Annotated in this window: 12 protein-coding genes; 3 read left to right on the top strand and 9 right to left on the bottom strand. The window is 36.4% G+C overall.

Going from position 1 to position 16,041, the window contains the following annotated elements; genetic code table 11:
• Window positions 1-31: 31 nt before the first annotated feature.
• The 3 genes from H4J62_RS20650 to H4J62_RS08655 are packed head-to-tail and all read right to left on the bottom strand — an operon-like array spanning window position 32 to window position 4,530.
• Window positions 32-2,854: a PAS domain-containing protein gene (locus H4J62_RS20650; RefSeq protein WP_182216376.1), complete on the bottom strand. Its 2,823-nt coding sequence runs from the start codon at window positions 2,852-2,854 to the stop codon at window positions 32-34.
• A 14-nt stretch (window positions 2,855-2,868) separates the two neighbouring features.
• Complete coding sequence (locus H4J62_RS08660) at window positions 2,869-3,468, bottom strand: cysteine hydrolase family protein (RefSeq protein WP_182216374.1); 600 nt, start codon at window positions 3,466-3,468, stop codon at window positions 2,869-2,871.
• A 3-nt stretch (window positions 3,469-3,471) separates the two neighbouring features.
• The gene (locus H4J62_RS08655) at window positions 3,472-4,530 is read right to left on the bottom strand and encodes a response regulator (RefSeq protein WP_182231332.1); all 1,059 of its coding nucleotides are present in this window, start codon (window positions 4,528-4,530) and stop codon (window positions 3,472-3,474) included.
• Window positions 4,531-5,159: 629 nt separating this feature from the next.
• Between H4J62_RS08655 and H4J62_RS08650 the strand changes: the two genes are divergently transcribed.
• The 3 genes from H4J62_RS08650 to H4J62_RS08640 all read left to right on the top strand — a co-directional run bounded on the left by H4J62_RS08650 (window position 5,160) and on the right by H4J62_RS08640 (window position 8,997).
• Window positions 5,160-5,408, top strand: a complete 249-nt coding sequence (locus H4J62_RS08650) for a hypothetical protein (RefSeq protein WP_182216371.1) — start codon at window positions 5,160-5,162, stop codon at window positions 5,406-5,408.
• 493 nt (window positions 5,409-5,901) lie between these two features.
• Window positions 5,902-6,693: a formate dehydrogenase accessory sulfurtransferase FdhD gene (gene fdhD / locus H4J62_RS08645; protein ID WP_182216370.1), complete on the top strand. Its 792-nt coding sequence runs from the start codon at window positions 5,902-5,904 to the stop codon at window positions 6,691-6,693.
• Window positions 6,694-6,705: 12 nt separating this feature from the next.
• Entirely contained in the window at window positions 6,706-8,997 is a 2,292-nt protein-coding gene (locus tag H4J62_RS08640) for an FdhF/YdeP family oxidoreductase (protein ID WP_182216368.1), read from the top strand.
• A gap of 376 nt (window positions 8,998-9,373) precedes the next feature.
• On the opposite strand, the gene H4J62_RS08635 is transcribed toward H4J62_RS08640, so the two are convergent.
• The 6 genes from H4J62_RS08635 to H4J62_RS08610 all read right to left on the bottom strand — a co-directional run bounded on the left by H4J62_RS08635 (window position 9,374) and on the right by H4J62_RS08610 (window position 16,017).
• A complete protein-coding gene (locus H4J62_RS08635) occupies window positions 9,374-10,681 on the bottom strand; it encodes a hypothetical protein (protein WP_310733558.1) in 1,308 nt (435 codons plus the stop codon).
• Window positions 10,682-10,928: 247 nt separating this feature from the next.
• Window positions 10,929-11,381: a GIY-YIG nuclease family protein gene (locus H4J62_RS08630; protein WP_182216366.1), complete on the bottom strand. Its 453-nt coding sequence runs from the start codon at window positions 11,379-11,381 to the stop codon at window positions 10,929-10,931.
• A 137-nt stretch (window positions 11,382-11,518) separates the two neighbouring features.
• Window positions 11,519-12,487, bottom strand: coding sequence for a hypothetical protein (locus H4J62_RS08625; protein ID WP_182216364.1), 969 nt, complete (start codon window positions 12,485-12,487; stop codon window positions 11,519-11,521).
• Window positions 12,480-14,465: a DUF2779 domain-containing protein gene (locus H4J62_RS08620; RefSeq protein ID WP_182216363.1), complete on the bottom strand. Its 1,986-nt coding sequence runs from the start codon at window positions 14,463-14,465 to the stop codon at window positions 12,480-12,482. Before H4J62_RS08620 ends, H4J62_RS08625 begins: the two co-directional genes overlap by 8 nt.
• Window positions 14,466-14,543: 78 nt before the next feature.
• Window positions 14,544-15,704, bottom strand: coding sequence for a WYL domain-containing protein (locus H4J62_RS08615; protein WP_182216361.1), 1,161 nt, complete (start codon window positions 15,702-15,704; stop codon window positions 14,544-14,546).
• On the bottom strand, window positions 15,697-16,017 hold the full coding sequence (locus tag H4J62_RS08610; protein WP_182216360.1) for a hypothetical protein: 321 nt from the start codon (window positions 16,015-16,017) through the stop codon (window positions 15,697-15,699). Before H4J62_RS08610 ends, H4J62_RS08615 begins: the two co-directional genes overlap by 8 nt.
• Window positions 16,018-16,041: the final 24 nt, after the last annotated feature.

Genomic DNA, 16,041 nt, shown 5'->3' with positions numbered 1-16,041 from the left:
TATATTGAATTGCGTTTTGCAAATATGTAGATTATAAGAGGCATTTTGCAACAAGTGTGCGCATTTCTAACAATCGTTGAACTTTAGTTTCATTATTTTTTTGCTTTTTATGTTCAGGTAAGTATTTAATTAACAAGCGATGTAATTCTTTGCGAATAACAGGTTTAGGCAAGAAATCATTCATACCAGCTTTCATATAACGCTCTTTGTCACCATAGACTGCGTCAGCAGTCACCGCAATAATAGGTACATGCTTAAAGTGCTCATCGCTTGAGCGTATATGAGTAGTCGTGGTTAGACCGTCCATTACCGGCATTTGGATATCCATGAGCACTAAATCAATTTCAGAATTTTTCAACATGCGTAACGCTTCAACGCCTTGGTTAGCGATTAGCACCTGACATCCGCAAGATATTAAAAATTGTTCTATAATAATTTGATTTTGTTGGTTATCTTCCACAACTAAAATAGTCGCATTACCAAAATTAATATCACTCTTATTAACGCTGAGTGCGTCATATAACTTGATACTAGCCTTCCCTAACATCTCATGCAACTGCTCCAAAATCCTACTAATGTGAGAAACTTTGATCGGGCCATTAACCAGTAATTCATTTTTACTGTGCCAATGAGTGAATTTACCACTGCCCAGCAGATCCAATATTATCAAACAAGGTGTGGAGCCATCGCTGAAGTAAGGCTTTAAATACTTTCTACAACTATCGCTTTGAGCCGGCTCAGTCACTACCAAAAAGTCAGCTAACCCAATAGAAGGATCAGGTAATTCTGAGGTGGACCTAAACACTTTATATGTTACTTTGTAACGTTTGAATATCTGCTTAATTGCATCGTTTAGATTATTATCATTCCCAATTAACCAAACAATATTGTTGCAGTTATCTGGTAGTAAAGGTAATTGATTTTGTGGAACAGAAATATCAATCTCAATTGGAATTTCAATACAAAAAGTACTACCTTTATCTAATTTAGAATTGACTCTAATTGTTCCTCCTGCAGCTTCACAAATTTGATGACAGATGGCCAAACCTAAACCACTACCGCCAAATTGACGAGTGGTAGACACGTCAGATTGCATAAAAGGTTCAAATAACTGAGACATTTTTTCTTCAGCAATGCCAATACCCGTATCAATAACCTTGATTGAAAGAACACCTTGGTTATTTTCTGTGGGTTTGTATGCTACATGAATGTTAATTTCTCCAATACTCGTAAACTTAATAGCATTGGCCAGAAGATTAATTAAAATTTGGCGAAGTCTAACATTATCACCTATGACGTTCATTGGTACATTAGCATCAATACACAAAATCAGTTTCAGCTTTTTCTTAACCGCGCTGTCAGACAAAATATCAATAGCTTCATCTATACAAATACCTAAGTCGAATTTTCGATGCTCAAGTGTGACTGCATTAGCTTCAAAACGTGAATAGGTTAACACGTCGTCAAGAATACTTAATAATGCACTTCCACTCGATTGGATCATATCAGCAAAGCGTTGTTGCTCTTGATTAAGCCCAGTATCTTGTAATATTTCACTTGAGCCAATCATGGCATTTAGTGGGGTGCGAATTTCATGGCTTATATTAGCCAGAAAACGACTTTTTGCAACAGCAAGGGTTTCAGCATGCTGCTTGGCCTCTTTTAATGCATATGCTGCTGCTACACGCTCATCAACATCAACAAGCGTAGCGGCAATAGCAATTAAGGCACCATTTTGATCAACAATTGGCGTCATACTCATTTCTGCCCAAGTATGGGAACCGCCAGCGCATCTCATCTGTAATTCTAATCTGCATGTGTTGTGCACGCCATTGGCAAATTGGTTCAAAGCCTTAATAACAATTGGTTGGTTAACACCACTAACAAATTCAGTGATCTCTTTACCCATACATTGACTTTCAGGCAACTTGATTAAATCACTCCATGCATGATTCATAAAAGCAATGCGTCCGTCTGGTTGAAGGCGCAGAACAACTTCACTAATATTATCGACTACTAGTCGATAACTGTATTCAGCAGCAGATGCCAACTGTTCAGCTTTTACTCGTTGGGTAATATCAGATTGGACCGCAATATAGTGGCTAACTTGACCATTTTTACTTTTTACTGGTGATGCATCCATTGCGATCCAATAAGGCTCACCATCGCGATTATAATTGATAATTTCGACGTTAAAATTCTCCTTATTTTTAATGGCTTCAGACATAACTGTAACAACGTTCTGATCAGTCATTGGCCCTTGTAGTAACTTTCCTGGTCGCTGGCCTTTAATTTCCTCAAAAGAGTACCCAGATAGTTTTTCAAAGCTGCGATTAACCCATTCAACTTCACCACATTCATTTGTTATAATCACCAAGTTGTTGGTGTGACTTGCAACCAAAGATAATTTTCGTGCTTCTTCTTTAAAGCGTAAGCGGGTTTCCATATCTTTATGAGCTTGAATATCGAACAAAGATCCTATAAACCCCTCTTCAGCGTTTCTAACCATACGCATTTCAAACCATCGGTATTCACCAGATTTATCTCTAAGTAAAACCTCAACTCGCTTAGGATCACTTTTTTCACATGCTGTTTCAGCCATGTTATTACAGAAAGATTCTTTACTTTTTTCATGCAAGTAAGTTGGTAAAGCACAACCCAATAATTCGTTATCGGTATACCCTAATTGCCTATTCCAGGCTGAGTTTAAATAGGTCAGCGTAAAGTTATTATCGCATTCAAATATACATTCATCTAACAACGACAGTAATTTAGCGTGAGCTTGCTGGCTTTTTGATAGCTTCTCAATTAGGGCATATTGGATTTGTACTTGGAGCTCTTTGCTGTTATCCACGCTGACATCCTATGCTATTTAGTTGAAGCTAATTGTGACCAGTGACAAACATTGGCATATAAAGGAAAAACTTCGGTGCAATAAAAGTTCTGTTCAAAAGGTGTTCGACTAGAGGTACAATCATCCAGAACTGTTACGTTAAAGCCCAAATCTATTGCGGAACGCGCAGTGGAATCGATACAGATGGAAGTAACTGTGCCTGCAAACACGATATCGGTAATACCTTTATCATGAAGTAACTTCGCTAAATCTGTATTAGAAAATGCATTCAATCCTCGCTTACCTGGAATTATAGTAACAAAATCATCAAATTTAGACAGTTGAGGAATAACTTCTGCTCCAAACGTATTTTCTTTGAAGGCTCCAACATCTTTGATGACTTTAAGAATACCTATAGGATTTGCTAGCTCATTGTAGTCAGCGGTAAAATGAATGGGCGTGTTGATCACCATCCCAAAATCACGCCCATACTCACTAAGTAACGTAAGCGTATTTTCAAGTACTCCCGTCACTCTTGATGATTCTTCAATCACACTATATAAAATACCTTGTGGTGAAAAATAATCATTTTGATAACCTATCAAAACTAGTGCGGTATGGGATAAATTATTCATCTTTTAAACTCCAATAGTTTCATTTACTTGTGCAAGTTGAATTTTACGATATTGTTGTAAAAAATTTTCTAACACTAACTTTGTAATAGGCTTTTCAATATGATGAGTAATACCTTTTCTATATAACTCAGCAACAGAATCTCTGTCGGTGATCCCTGTCAGCGAAATTTTCGGCGTATTAGCATTTACGCCATTACCATCACGTAACTGGCTTGCAACATCACTACCAAGTAAACCGGGCATCCGTTCATCTAAAAATATAAGGTCAAATGGCTGTTTGCTGGTCAACTCCAACGCTTCAATACCATCATCTGCACCAGTAAGAATACAACCTAGATGTTCTAGCATGATTATTGTCGTCATTTTACTGGGTTGACTATCGTCTGCAACAAAAACTCTAAGTTTACGTAAATGCTTAATGTCACCCAAAAGGTTATGTAAATCACTATCAAAAAATGGCCAATATAGTGAAATTTCGTCCGTACGCTCACGCTCCTGCAATTGTTGCATAGTACGCAATACAATCGTTGAATGACTATTTGTTTTAGTTAAGTTAGCATAAACGTCAGACGTAGCTCGACAATCTTTAATTTCGATATGGCAAGGTGAATCAGCTGTTTCATTTGATGATTGCGCTATACATTCAATATTAAGGCCTTGTTCAAACGAACGAAAACAATGTTGTAATGATCTGTCGTCTGATTGAATACGGACTTTAATTGGCTCACCAATCAGCTCTGGCAGGCTTTCTTCTAGTTTAGGTTTACCAGAAATTATAGTGCTAAAATATTTTTCACTTTGGTCATCACAGTAAAAATCAAAATGCATGTGATCATCAACAACACTGAATTTTATAGTGACACCATATTCGACACTATCTATAGCCTGTTGAATGTCTTCTGCAAGCTGTTTTGTCAGTTTATTTGCATCAAGGTCAACCATAGCTCGACTAAAACTGGTTTGGTTTAGCAATCGACAACAAACGGGTCGCCCCATTTGAGCTATCAACATAGCTCCTACACATTGAACCAATTCTAATATATCAATTCTTGAATTTTCCAAAATGATGTTCACCTTTAATGAAAAAACGATATTATCCTTAATCAAAGCAATTAACGTTCCATTATAAAGCCTATTATTTAACGTTTAAAATCAATAATTAAAAATTATTGATTTTAGATATAATCATAAAAGTCAATTTGAGTTGCAAATTGCAAATCAGAATAAAAACCAAATTGCTAAAAGTAATATATTAAATTACCCATACTAAGTTTTCCAAATAGTGTAAAAACAACTTCAAAAAATCCATCAATTTTTTGTTCTAGAGAAAATAAGCCGCTCGTTTAAGCAAAATATAAGTATTGAGATTTAATTCACAGTTATTAGCTCCTCCAGTATCTTTGTCGACTGTATAAATATCGATTAACATCAAACACACAGACTCTAACTATTAGCTATACTTTATGAAAAAAGCTAATAATCAGTCACACAATACTTTAATAAAATACATATTTGACAAATATTTACTCGATAATAAAAGAAAAAAGTATATAAGTGACGCCTGTCAAAGCTATCAAGAATTATTAACACTTCACCTTAATAATTCTTGATATATTATCTGGCATAAATAATGCTTTGTAATATTCACAGCCCATAGCTAACAAAGAATATCAATTCAGGGGTGAATTACTATGATTAATATTAGAAAGCAGGCAGGTTTTGCAGTTACCGCTGAAATGGTATTTTTGGCAACAATTATATTTATTGGTTCAATCATTGGATTAGTTGTGATCCGTGATGCTCTTGTTCAAGAGCTACTAGATGTGGCTGAAGCAATAGAAATAAGCGAGCAATATGCCTTTGATGGTATTAAAAAACCTGTTGAAGAAAGTCAAAGCACAGTAGTCATTGTTAATCCAGAATTGGAAGGTATCCAATAGTCGTGTTTGGCACTAAGCACATTAAAAATAAAATGACAGTGTAAAGTATATTATCAAATCATTTTGGATATAAAAAACTGAAAACCCTATATAACTTGGAGCTTTCAGTTTTCATTGGTTCTTATTGAACCTGTATTTGGTGCAGATAGAGAGACTCAAATTCTACCCCCCTAATGCCCCCAAAGATGGACGTCAAAAAAAATTATAAATTTTTATATCAACTACTTAATTAGATCACTAAAGTAACTCTCCCATACATTTAAGTACGATTGGGTACATTAAAATACAAAGAATTTACTGTTGAATATGGTATTGAAATTGATGATGATGTCTGTAGAGAAATTAATACTACAGATTTAAGTGTAATGGTTTAAAACACTGAGTGTTCGAGAAAATATGCTGGAGGTAATTAAAAACCTTACGGTCCTATTGTATAATAGAATGGCTTTGTCGATAGTATGGCAAAGCGCCACTATTTTAAGATAAAAACACTTTGGAGAATGTTATTATAGAGCATCTTAACTGCACTAAAAAAATTGCTGAACTTCCTCAGAAAGAGTTGCATCAAGCGCAGCTTACTGAGGCAGCTATTGCAATTAGTATTAATGGCATTAGCCAAGCGGTAATGATGGCATCTCCTGAGCATTTAAAAGACTTTGCACTTGGTTTTAGTTTAAGCGAAGGCTTAATTCATTCGGCTAACGAAGTTTTAGATATCATTGTTCATTCACATATCTCTGGATGGCAAGTTGATATTCTGGTTTTAGCACGAGTTCAGCATCGATTGAAGCAACGACGCAGAACGATGGCTGGGCCAAGTGGCTGTGGCCTTTGTGGTCTAGACTCTATTGAAGCTGCTATGTCATTAAATCAGCCTCATCAAAAAGAGGTAAAATCGTTTCAATTACCCTCTGAGAAAATTATTATTCAAGCAAGAGATGCCTTACCTAGTATTTTAAAAAAATCGGGGAGTATCCGAGGAAATCATTGCGCTGCATTTTTTGATTTATCTGCTAAAATGATCGCCTTTCGAGAGGATGTGGGTCGTCATTCAGCGTTAGATAAATTGCTAGGTTGTTTGTCGCATAAAAAATTACTGACTCATGATGGTTTTGCTTTGATAACAAGCCGCTGCAGTCATGATTTAATTGCCAAGGCTGCTCGCTTATCTCTGACAACGTTAGTCACGCTAGCACAGCCGACTGACTTAGCTGTTAATTCAGCTCGCAAATCTCAAATAGCCTTATTTTGCTTCCAACATGGGCAACTAAAACGTTACGCCTAATAAAGGATTTATATGTCTAAGTCATCAAAAAACAATCCTGCCTATTCTTCACCTGCTGGTGGTTGGGGAGCACTAAGAAGCTCAGCTAAACACTTAATTCAAAGTGAAAATGCCGCGAAAAGCGTTAAAGCATTACTCAAAGCAAATCAACCAGGTGGTTTTGATTGTCCTGGTTGTGCATGGGGTGATTCTACCACTGCCGGGAAAGTAGACTTCTGTGAAAATGGCGTTAAAGCCATTGCATGGGAAGCCACCAGTAAACGTGTTGATAGCAATTTTTTCAAACAATATTCAATAACAGAATTACAACAATGGGATGATCATTCACTGGAGAAAAGTGGCCGTTTAACCCAACCAATGTATTACGATGGAATAAGTGATCACTACCAGCCAATTGATTGGCAAGAAGCTTTTAAAATCATTGGCACTAGCCTGCAGCAACTTTCCTCCCCCAATGAAGCATTATTGTATACCTCTGGTCGAGCGAGTAATGAAGTGGCCTACTTATATCAGTTATTTGGTCGAGTATTAGGCACAAATAACTTTCCTGACTGCTCTAATATGTGTCATGAAGCCTCTGGCATAGGCATGACAAATAGTCTAGGTACAGGTAAAGGTACGGTGACTATGGACGACTTTTCTAAAGCTGACGCCATTTTTGTCTTCGGCCAAAACCCAGGCACTAATCATCCTCGTATGTTGGGAACCTTGCGTGAGGCAAGTAAACGCGGAGCTAAAATTGTCTCCGTTAACAATTTAAAAGAACGTGGATTGCAAAAGTTTTCAGACCCACAAAGCCCAAAAGAAATGATCTTCTTAACGGGGACTACCATCAGTCAATATTATTTCACCCCTCGCTTAGGCGGAGACATGGCGTTATTACGTGGCGTCGCTAAATGTTTATTTGAAAGATTTGAGCATGATAAATCAGTACTCGATATCGAGTTTATCAATAAACATTGTCATGGTTTTGAAGCATATCAACAAAGTGTTGCGGCAAGCGAATGGGACAAAATTCTTGACCAATGTTGTTTGACTCGAGAAAATATTGAACAAATAGCAACAATATATGCCAGCAGTAATAAGGTTATTTTCACTTGGGCGATGGGGATTACCCAACACCGCCATTCTGTCGCTACAGTACGAGAGTTATTGAACGTACTAATGCTCAGGGGTAATATTGGCAAAGCAGGGGCTGGCGCATGTCCGGTACGCGGTCATTCAAATGTGCAAGGTAATCGTACTATGGGGATCAATGAAAATCCGTCAATGGACTTTCTTGATGCACTAGAGAATCGTTACTCTTTTAATGTTCCTCGTGATAATGGTTTTAATACCGTTGAGTCTATTCATGCCATGCTTGAGGGTAAAGCTAAGGTATTTATTGCCTTGGGCGGCAATTTTTCTGCGGCAACACCTGATACCACGCGTACTCACAAGGCCCTAAGAAAGTGTGACTTAACCGTACAAATCAGTACTAAATTAAATCGAAGCCATGTAATAACAGGTAAACGTGCGCTAATTCTCCCGTGCTTGGGCCGTACAGAAATAGATCGCCAATCTAGCGGCGAACAGTGTATTACGGTGGAAGACTCAATGAGTATGGTACACAGTTCAACGGGTCAAAATGAACCAGCAGCTAACACTCTTCGTTCAGAAACAGCTATTGTTGCTGCAATAGCCATGGCATCAGTAGGCGATAAAATAGTCGATTGGAATACGCTGGCCGGTAATTACGGGTTAATTCGTAAAGAAATAAGTGCTGTCATACCCGGTTTTGATGACTATAACTCCCGAATAAAAGCAGGTAGAGGTTTCCACCTAGAAAATTCAGCAGCACAACGTCATTGGCGTACTCCAATAAAAAAAGCCATTTTTAGTGATGCTAGATTACCAGACCAATTAGTACATGAGCGTGCACAGTTAATGACTAAAAAGCCGGTACTAACGTTGCAAACACTGCGTTCACACGATCAATACAACACCACTATTTATGGAATGGATGATCGTTACCGTGGTGTATATGGTGAACGTAATATCATATTTATGAGTGCAAAAGATATAGATAAACAGGCATTAAAAAATGGAGATTATGTCAAAATAACAACGGTATCAAACGATGGCATAGAACGTTCGCTCTCTAATTTTAAAATTGTTGAATACCTTATCCCCCCAGGCTGTGTGGCTGCCTATTATCCAGAAACAAATCCCTTAGTGCCGTTAGAAAGTATCGCTGACGAATGCGGTACCCCAACATATAAATCGATACCAATATCTATTGAAAAAATGGATAACCAACAATAGGTCTTAACTAGATATATCGGTTACCTATCAAGAACGATAAAATACGCTTCTTGATTAGTAACCGACAGAGTTAAATTTATATCGCTGAATTAAAACTACGTGACGCGACTGGAGTGGCCTAATAACAAACCTTTAAGTGGTGTACTTTACTTCGTACATCACTCAATGACATGCTAGGGTAATATCCTAATGTTAAGCGAATAGGCTTATTATTAAATTTATATCTATATTGCTAAACAACTTTACCTTTTTAAATACCCTATGTAGTGGCGTAATATTTAGAAAGCCATTGAGCATTGAGGTATATCATCAGCCAAAAATAAAAATACCAGCATGAAGCTGGTATTTAATTAAAGCCACCTAAATAAAAAAGCGATTAAGGACAGTCTCCCCAGTTAACGCCGTCAACACTACATTCATAAAAAGTTGTGCCGTCCTCTTGCTTCGTTTCTTTACGCCACTTTCCTTCATCATTTTTATGTATCACTACATTACCTGTTGCCTTGCTTTTACGCCAGTAACTAACATCAACTGCAACTTCATCATCAAATCGATAAGGCATTGCATCAAAAGCAGTAAAGAAATCTGCTGGATCTAGATCTGCAACCTTCTCTTTAACATTTACCCAATTAGATAAAGTTTGAAAGTCAGCATTCATGTCTCTGAAATAGAACTCTGCACCATACTCATAATCAGTTTCAGAGTAACGTAAGTTAAAGTTACGCTCATAAGGGTTTTCTAAACTGGTATTTATACACTCTTCAAGTGTTGGGAAAGTGACTGTGGGTATTGAATTCCCAAGCTCATAGTGAATTCCCTCTTTTTCAAAGCTAACACGCTCAATATTGCCACAGCGATATGTTTGGTCTGCATTGATATATACATCTTCTCGAATACTTAGCCAACCTTTGAGTGACTGGTCGCCCCAGCTAATTCCCACTTCATGAAATTTAGCTAAAACAACATCAACTTTTTTTAATGACCCTGTATCTTTAAGCTTCACAAACTCAATAAAGTCTTCAGTGCCCATATAAATAATTTCATCGCGATACCAAGCATCAGTAAAGTTGTACTCTTCATCTTTATCTTTGTCTTGATAGATAACAACTCGAATTTCGGCAGCAGTTGGATATTCTTTTTCCAAGGCTTTTTTATGTTTATAAGCAGCTTTTAAGCCCGTAACAATAGACTGAGCTTTGCCATAAGCGGCGCTGTCATTATTCGCAATAAAATCTGAATAAATTTGATCAGCCGATAAATTGTAATGAGCAATCAGATTTAGTATTACATCTTCAATTTCTTGCTTAAGCTCAAGACGTAAATCAGTATCAGCCTTAAGTTCATCACAAGTTAAGTTTCCCTTGCCACTCCCTTTTAATTGACGTCGTAATTGCCCCCAAATAACAGACGTTAATGGCGATATATTACGAATATCATCATCTGATAAAGGCTCTATAGATGGAGGAAAAGACATCTGATATGCCTCAGTAACCTCGCCTAAATCTTCATCTATAGCACCAACAGGCACATCGACATACATAGTAGAGTAAGGTACACAAGAAGCTTGTTCTTCAGTGAATTCAAAACTGTAATTACCTGATTCAGTTGAAACTACTGACGGCTCAGTTTGCTTATCAAACTTACTATCACCATCTAAATCCAACCAAACCGTAGCACCTGACACGTACCCATCAATAACTTTACCTGTAAGAGAGATTGTATTCGCTACTATTGGGTCAGGCTTGTCAGGTGATGAACTTCCACCACCTCCACAACCAACAAGGGTAGCTGTTATAGCTAAAGAAATAAGAAATTTACTTTTTTAAACATCATACAAATTTATCCTTTTTTGTATTTAAAAATTAATGCCATAAATAACAGGTCGCTGAGGAGACGTTTCCTGTACAAGTTAGTCAAACTAATTAGAAAACTTACTTATTGTTACCGCCCTTCTTTCCAAATGCAGGAGATAAACGTTCTGAAATGTCATCTTCAATGATTTGAAGCACATCCCGTGTTTTATCAAATTCCATAATCGTAATTTTATAGTCGCCTTTAAACCAATGCTTAAGGTGCAAAGCATAAGTGCCTTTATGACCATCACCAATATGTTGTTTTATTCTACTTTTAACTCCTGTTGTAGAAGAACCAACATACATAATTTTCGATGGAGCATTTAATGCTGGGCAAGCTCTATCTTTCGTTGCCTTATAATTTGAAAGTGAATTGAAAGCATCACTGATATCGCCAGATACTTGTTCAATAACATAAATTGCTGTTTTTATTCTATCTAAATCTAAAAGCCCACCTAAAACAAACTCTCTTGTTGGTTTTGCAACTTTCGCTTCTTCACAGTTTGCTATTAAATTATCGATATAACTCATAAATTATCCTTGTTGACTTGAGAGAAATGAATATACCAAACAAGCTAGACAAACTTTGTCTTACAAAAGCTACTTATTATATAAATTAAATAAATTAAATAAATTAAATAAATTTTTCAGAAAAACATAAATAAGGACTAACTAAAATTAACATCCCTAATGCAATCAACGTCAAAACCAATCATGAATAGAGCAGCTTCTAAGGCATGCATTTTAGCTACTCGAGTATTATTTAGTAATGTTGCCTCGTGAAACATAAATAGTTCCTTTTTTTCCGAGACAGAGATAATTTCCTCCATTATCCAGCCAAGCCTAATTTTTGAAGAAGCCCAATCGCAAGATCGTGTTTCAATTGCTGCTGGATTTGTTGCTCTAGTGATTACCCCAGGATCTACTACAGGACTCCGCAGATTATTCATCCCTAGAACTCTTCTACGATCTGCATAATCTACTGCCTTAAAAACCAGTAATTCAGGTATTTGATTCCAAGGAGTATTCATATTTTGTCTATATATTTCAACTAAGCACGCAAATGCACCAGCAACTCGAGAGTCGTAAATAGGAAGGCCATCATCTGCAGCTAAAGCGTGAACTTTTGTTAGCATTGAATTCATTTCACAGATTCCATCTAACTCCCTAAGATCGGCTACCTCTAGTGAGAGTTGGCTTCTAGCATCAATCAAGTAATTTCGTATCTCATCCTTAAGTGTTCCTAGGAACCTTCCGGCACCAACAGCAGGGTTTCTATCCCCTCCCCAAATTAATATTTGCTTACAACATTCAATTACTTCAATGGAGCTTCCTGCTTGAATATTATTTCTGAGCCATTGACTCAACTCATTTAACGAATTCTTGGTGGAATGCCAATCACAAGATTCAGTGTAATTACCATCTGCATCCTTCCACCTACCTAACCATTGGTAAGCACTTGTTATAGCGTCCACCCCGACAAACATGCCTTGCACACCAGGTCCATTTGTACCTATAGCTCGTCCAGTTCCTTTCCTAGATATATTAAGATTTACCTCAAGCGACGGTAAAAGATTTACAGCCCATGCAACAAAGTCAATAACTTCAGGGTTAGTTACAAATTTATCTTTATTCATTAATCATTTCCTTCCATTCAAGATACAACAACACCATTGCCCACGTGTCTGTTTCGCAATAGCACAACAGCGCCTTTTTCAATTCTTCACGTTCATACTCACTCATTTGAGTAAACTGTAATCTTGCATAGGCGGTTAACGCTAAACCACCGTTGTTTAATTCATCCCCCTCTGATAGCAATTCAACATCATGATCTGTTATATCAGCAAACATTTTCGGTAAGTGTTTGTATGGGTCTTTTACTTTACCTTGTTCATCAAATTCAATCCAAACTTTTTCTTTAAAGTTCAAACTGTTAATTGACTCAGTGCCACCTTCACTACCATAAATGGGCTTACTGTATTTTTCTTGCAAATACTTAGAGCTATTTAAGATGGCTGGTAATACATATTTAATCGAATTTGAACCATTCGTTGCTGGGTCGTAATAATATTTTTTAACAAGGTCAAGCATATCCACCATACAACGGTCGCCATGCCAGTTTTTTTTACTACTCTTTGTTGAGCGAGTAATTGACTTGATAAACTCACAAAGTTCGTCTTTGTCTAACTCATTTGAATTATTTAATTGTCTATAAATCATATTCAAATATGAGTTCTCATGTGGTGAGTACATGAATATAGTGCCCTGATCGTTTTCAAGCTGTGCTTTTAAAGCACGAACAAATTCAAAGTTAGGAAACTCACCTTTTGCGGTATTTAAAAATTCACCCGCATGTTCAACTCGCCCATCAGCATGAGCTATATGATGCGAAAATTGAAATGCTATGCCCTCGTAGGGACTGATACCTTTATAAAATGGAATAGCTACCGCACTGGTTTCAAAATCAATGAAGTGTAACGGGTAAGTCCAACTAGCCATCACGTTACGCATACTGTCGGTATCAAAATAGATACTAGTGTCTTTGTTCTGTTCTTTCTCTACTTGCAGCCATTGGCGTTCTTTGGGTGCTAAAGCGGCATTTTTATTTTCTACTTCACCAATATGTTCAGGCTCAACATCAACAAGCTTGATTATGCCTTGTTCGATAAGTTTATCTGCACCTCTAAAGTTCCAAATATCTAGTACGGTCTTATCATTGAAATCAGCATCAGACCAATGAAGTTGTTCTTTCCAGCAGGATTTAAAACCACTTAGCTTGCCCTTTTGTTCATCACCCGTAGAGCATTGAAACTCACAGGTTTTGCATTTTTTACCGATAACAGGTGCTATTTTTTTATCTTCTTGATAATACTTAGCAAGTGCTGTGATGTTGTCTTTAAAAGAATAAGCTGGCATTCCTGTTTGTAGTTCTTTGCGATAAACAAGTTCAACAACTTTATCGACATTAAGTTTGGTAAGTAATTTATTGGTTAAATCTTCAGCATTAAGGCTTGATGATATCGTGACACCTTTTCGATTATGTTCATCTTTAGCCAATACAAACTTTTGATTAAGACCATCAGTTGCACAAATCGCTGACTTATCTACAAGCATTAGATAGCTGCTAACCGTTGATTTTGGAAAAGCACTTTTTAAAACATGTTTTTGAAACGCCACATCGAAAATATATGGTCGCCATTTAGATGAAACATTTCCCTTAGTATTAAGAAAGTCTTTATCTTTTTGGCTTGAGTATGATTTGGCCTTCACTTCAATTAATTCAAAGTGATTACCTTTTTTAACTAATACATCTACACGAATAAACAAGTTATTAAAACGAATAGCGGGTTCAAATATTACCACTTCATCAAGTGCTAGTAGCTCTAGTGTTTGCTTTTCGGCTTCATCATAATCAAGTGTGGTAATGTCAAAACCATTAGGGTAATACTGCTTAGCTAATTCACCAACCTGATGACCACCATCAGCAAGGGCTGCCAAAAATGGGTCATCAAGCATGGTATTGGGGTATTCTTTTTTACCTGTATAAAAAAGCTTAGTTGGGCATTCCGTTGCCATTTTGAAACGAGATTTAGTTAAGTAACGAGGTTTAGTCATTTGTACATCCATTTGTAGTTAACAGTTCAAGCATCATTATAATGATGGGTAAGTCATAACTTGCCTTACCCTGTATCATTATCTTCCCTCGTCTATTTCTTTAAGCTTTTTAAGGTTTCCTGTTTGCACATGATGGCTTTTTTTGATTATAGGAGTGCTGTCGTGTTTATCAGAATACAACTTAGATATGTTATCTGCCCTTCGTTTCATTTCTTCTCTTAAAAAATCAGGCTCAAGAACCTCCATCGAGTCTGCAAAAGTACTAAGAAAGTTAGCTATTGCAAAAGGGTCTGGTTGCCCTTTTTTAGATTCAGAAAAATGATCTGGAACTTGTATCTTTGCTTTTACTAAATATACCCCATTAATTGATGGAGTTGATTTAAGTTCATTACCAAACTTCACACTATCGAAATAATTTTTAACACCTAAATTAACAAGCGCTTCGAATTCATATTCTGTTTCAATATCATTAAAATTTACTGTCTTGAATTTATAATCTGCAGATTTTTTAACATTCATCAACCTTGAAACTTCATATGATTTAACTTCCCCTGAATCATGTATATAACAAAGAAGCACAACTTTATGGTTTGCATATTGAACACGTTGAGGTGATAAATGTACTCGTTCAATCCCTGAGTTAAGACTCGAATTATAATCAGCCTGTATAACAAACTCTTCCATTAATGCGTGGTAGGCTAAATTCCAATCTTTCGGGTTTCTTTCATCAATATCATAAGAAGGCCACACTTCCACACCTGAAGGAATAAATTTCATTTTCCCTGCGATTCCGCCAAGGACATCGAATTCATTATGGGCATTATTTAAATCATCTTTTAACGATGCCATAATTTCTGGAGGAAAAAATTCTCTTAAGTTTTCTTCAATAAAGCTAAAAACAACTGCTCTGGCAAAATAACCTTCTTTCGATACTCCTTCGCCATATAACTCTTCCTCTCTTACTTCATATGAGAACCAATAATAATAATTAGCTTTACCACGTTTTGTTTTTTCTTCTACTAATTTGCTCTTGTCAGTATTATGTACTTTACCTATAGTCTCTATCAGGTATCTGATTTCTCGTATTATAAATTTATTAAAGTCAGCTAACTCTGCGTGTTCTCTTTTTATAACAAAATCCGAGTGTTTAATAATCGCCGCTAATGTAATTTTATTAGACTCTCCGTCTTGGATTATTGTTTTTATAGCTTCATGGTAACAAGCATATGTTCTAGGCATTTTCATTTCCCTTTATTAACAAAGAACTAATAACCTGATTTTTATTAGTCTTTTTACTTAACAATTCATGTACTTTTGAATAAGTGATAATTGATAAAACAATTCCGATACCACTGCCTAATGCTGAACATAAGTAAGTCAGCATAAATTCATCGCTCATCACAAACACTTTTATATAAAGCATATTGGACAATGAAATGAACCAAGCTAAAGAAAAAGCCCCTATACAGTTTTTATCTCTAACCAATTGAGAGTTTATTCCAAGCATGTAAACCGTTAATAACGAACCAAAAAACACCGTAATATATTCCATCGCAACCTCAACAATAATGATTTA

Origin of the sequence: Colwellia sp. BRX8-5 (assembly GCF_014077325.1) — a bacterium.
Lineage (GTDB): Bacteria > Pseudomonadota > Gammaproteobacteria > Enterobacterales > Alteromonadaceae > Colwellia_A.
The sequence above is the reverse complement of the archived record's forward strand: the minus strand, read 5'-3'. Positions and strand labels throughout refer to the sequence as shown.

Excerpts from the sequence above, each read along its gene's own strand:
- H4J62_RS08625 (WP_182216364.1), bottom strand. The coding sequence starts at position 12,487 with ATGAATAAAGATAAATTTGTAACTAACCCTGAAGTTATTGACTTTGTT.
- H4J62_RS08610 (WP_182216360.1), bottom strand. The coding sequence starts at position 16,017 with ATGGAATATATTACGGTGTTTTTTGGTTCGTTATTAACGGTTTACATG.
- H4J62_RS08620 (WP_182216363.1), bottom strand. The coding sequence starts at position 14,465 with ATGACTAAACCTCGTTACTTAACTAAATCTCGTTTCAAAATGGCAACG.
- H4J62_RS08650 (WP_182216371.1), top strand. The coding sequence starts at position 5,160 with ATGATTAATATTAGAAAGCAGGCAGGTTTTGCAGTTACCGCTGAAATG.
- H4J62_RS08630 (WP_182216366.1), bottom strand. The coding sequence starts at position 11,381 with ATGAGTTATATCGATAATTTAATAGCAAACTGTGAAGAAGCGAAAGTT.
- H4J62_RS08660 (WP_182216374.1), bottom strand. The coding sequence starts at position 3,468 with ATGAATAATTTATCCCATACCGCACTAGTTTTGATAGGTTATCAAAAT.
- H4J62_RS08615 (WP_182216361.1), bottom strand. The coding sequence starts at position 15,704 with ATGCCTAGAACATATGCTTGTTACCATGAAGCTATAAAAACAATAATC.
- H4J62_RS08640 (WP_182216368.1), top strand. The coding sequence starts at position 6,706 with ATGTCTAAGTCATCAAAAAACAATCCTGCCTATTCTTCACCTGCTGGT.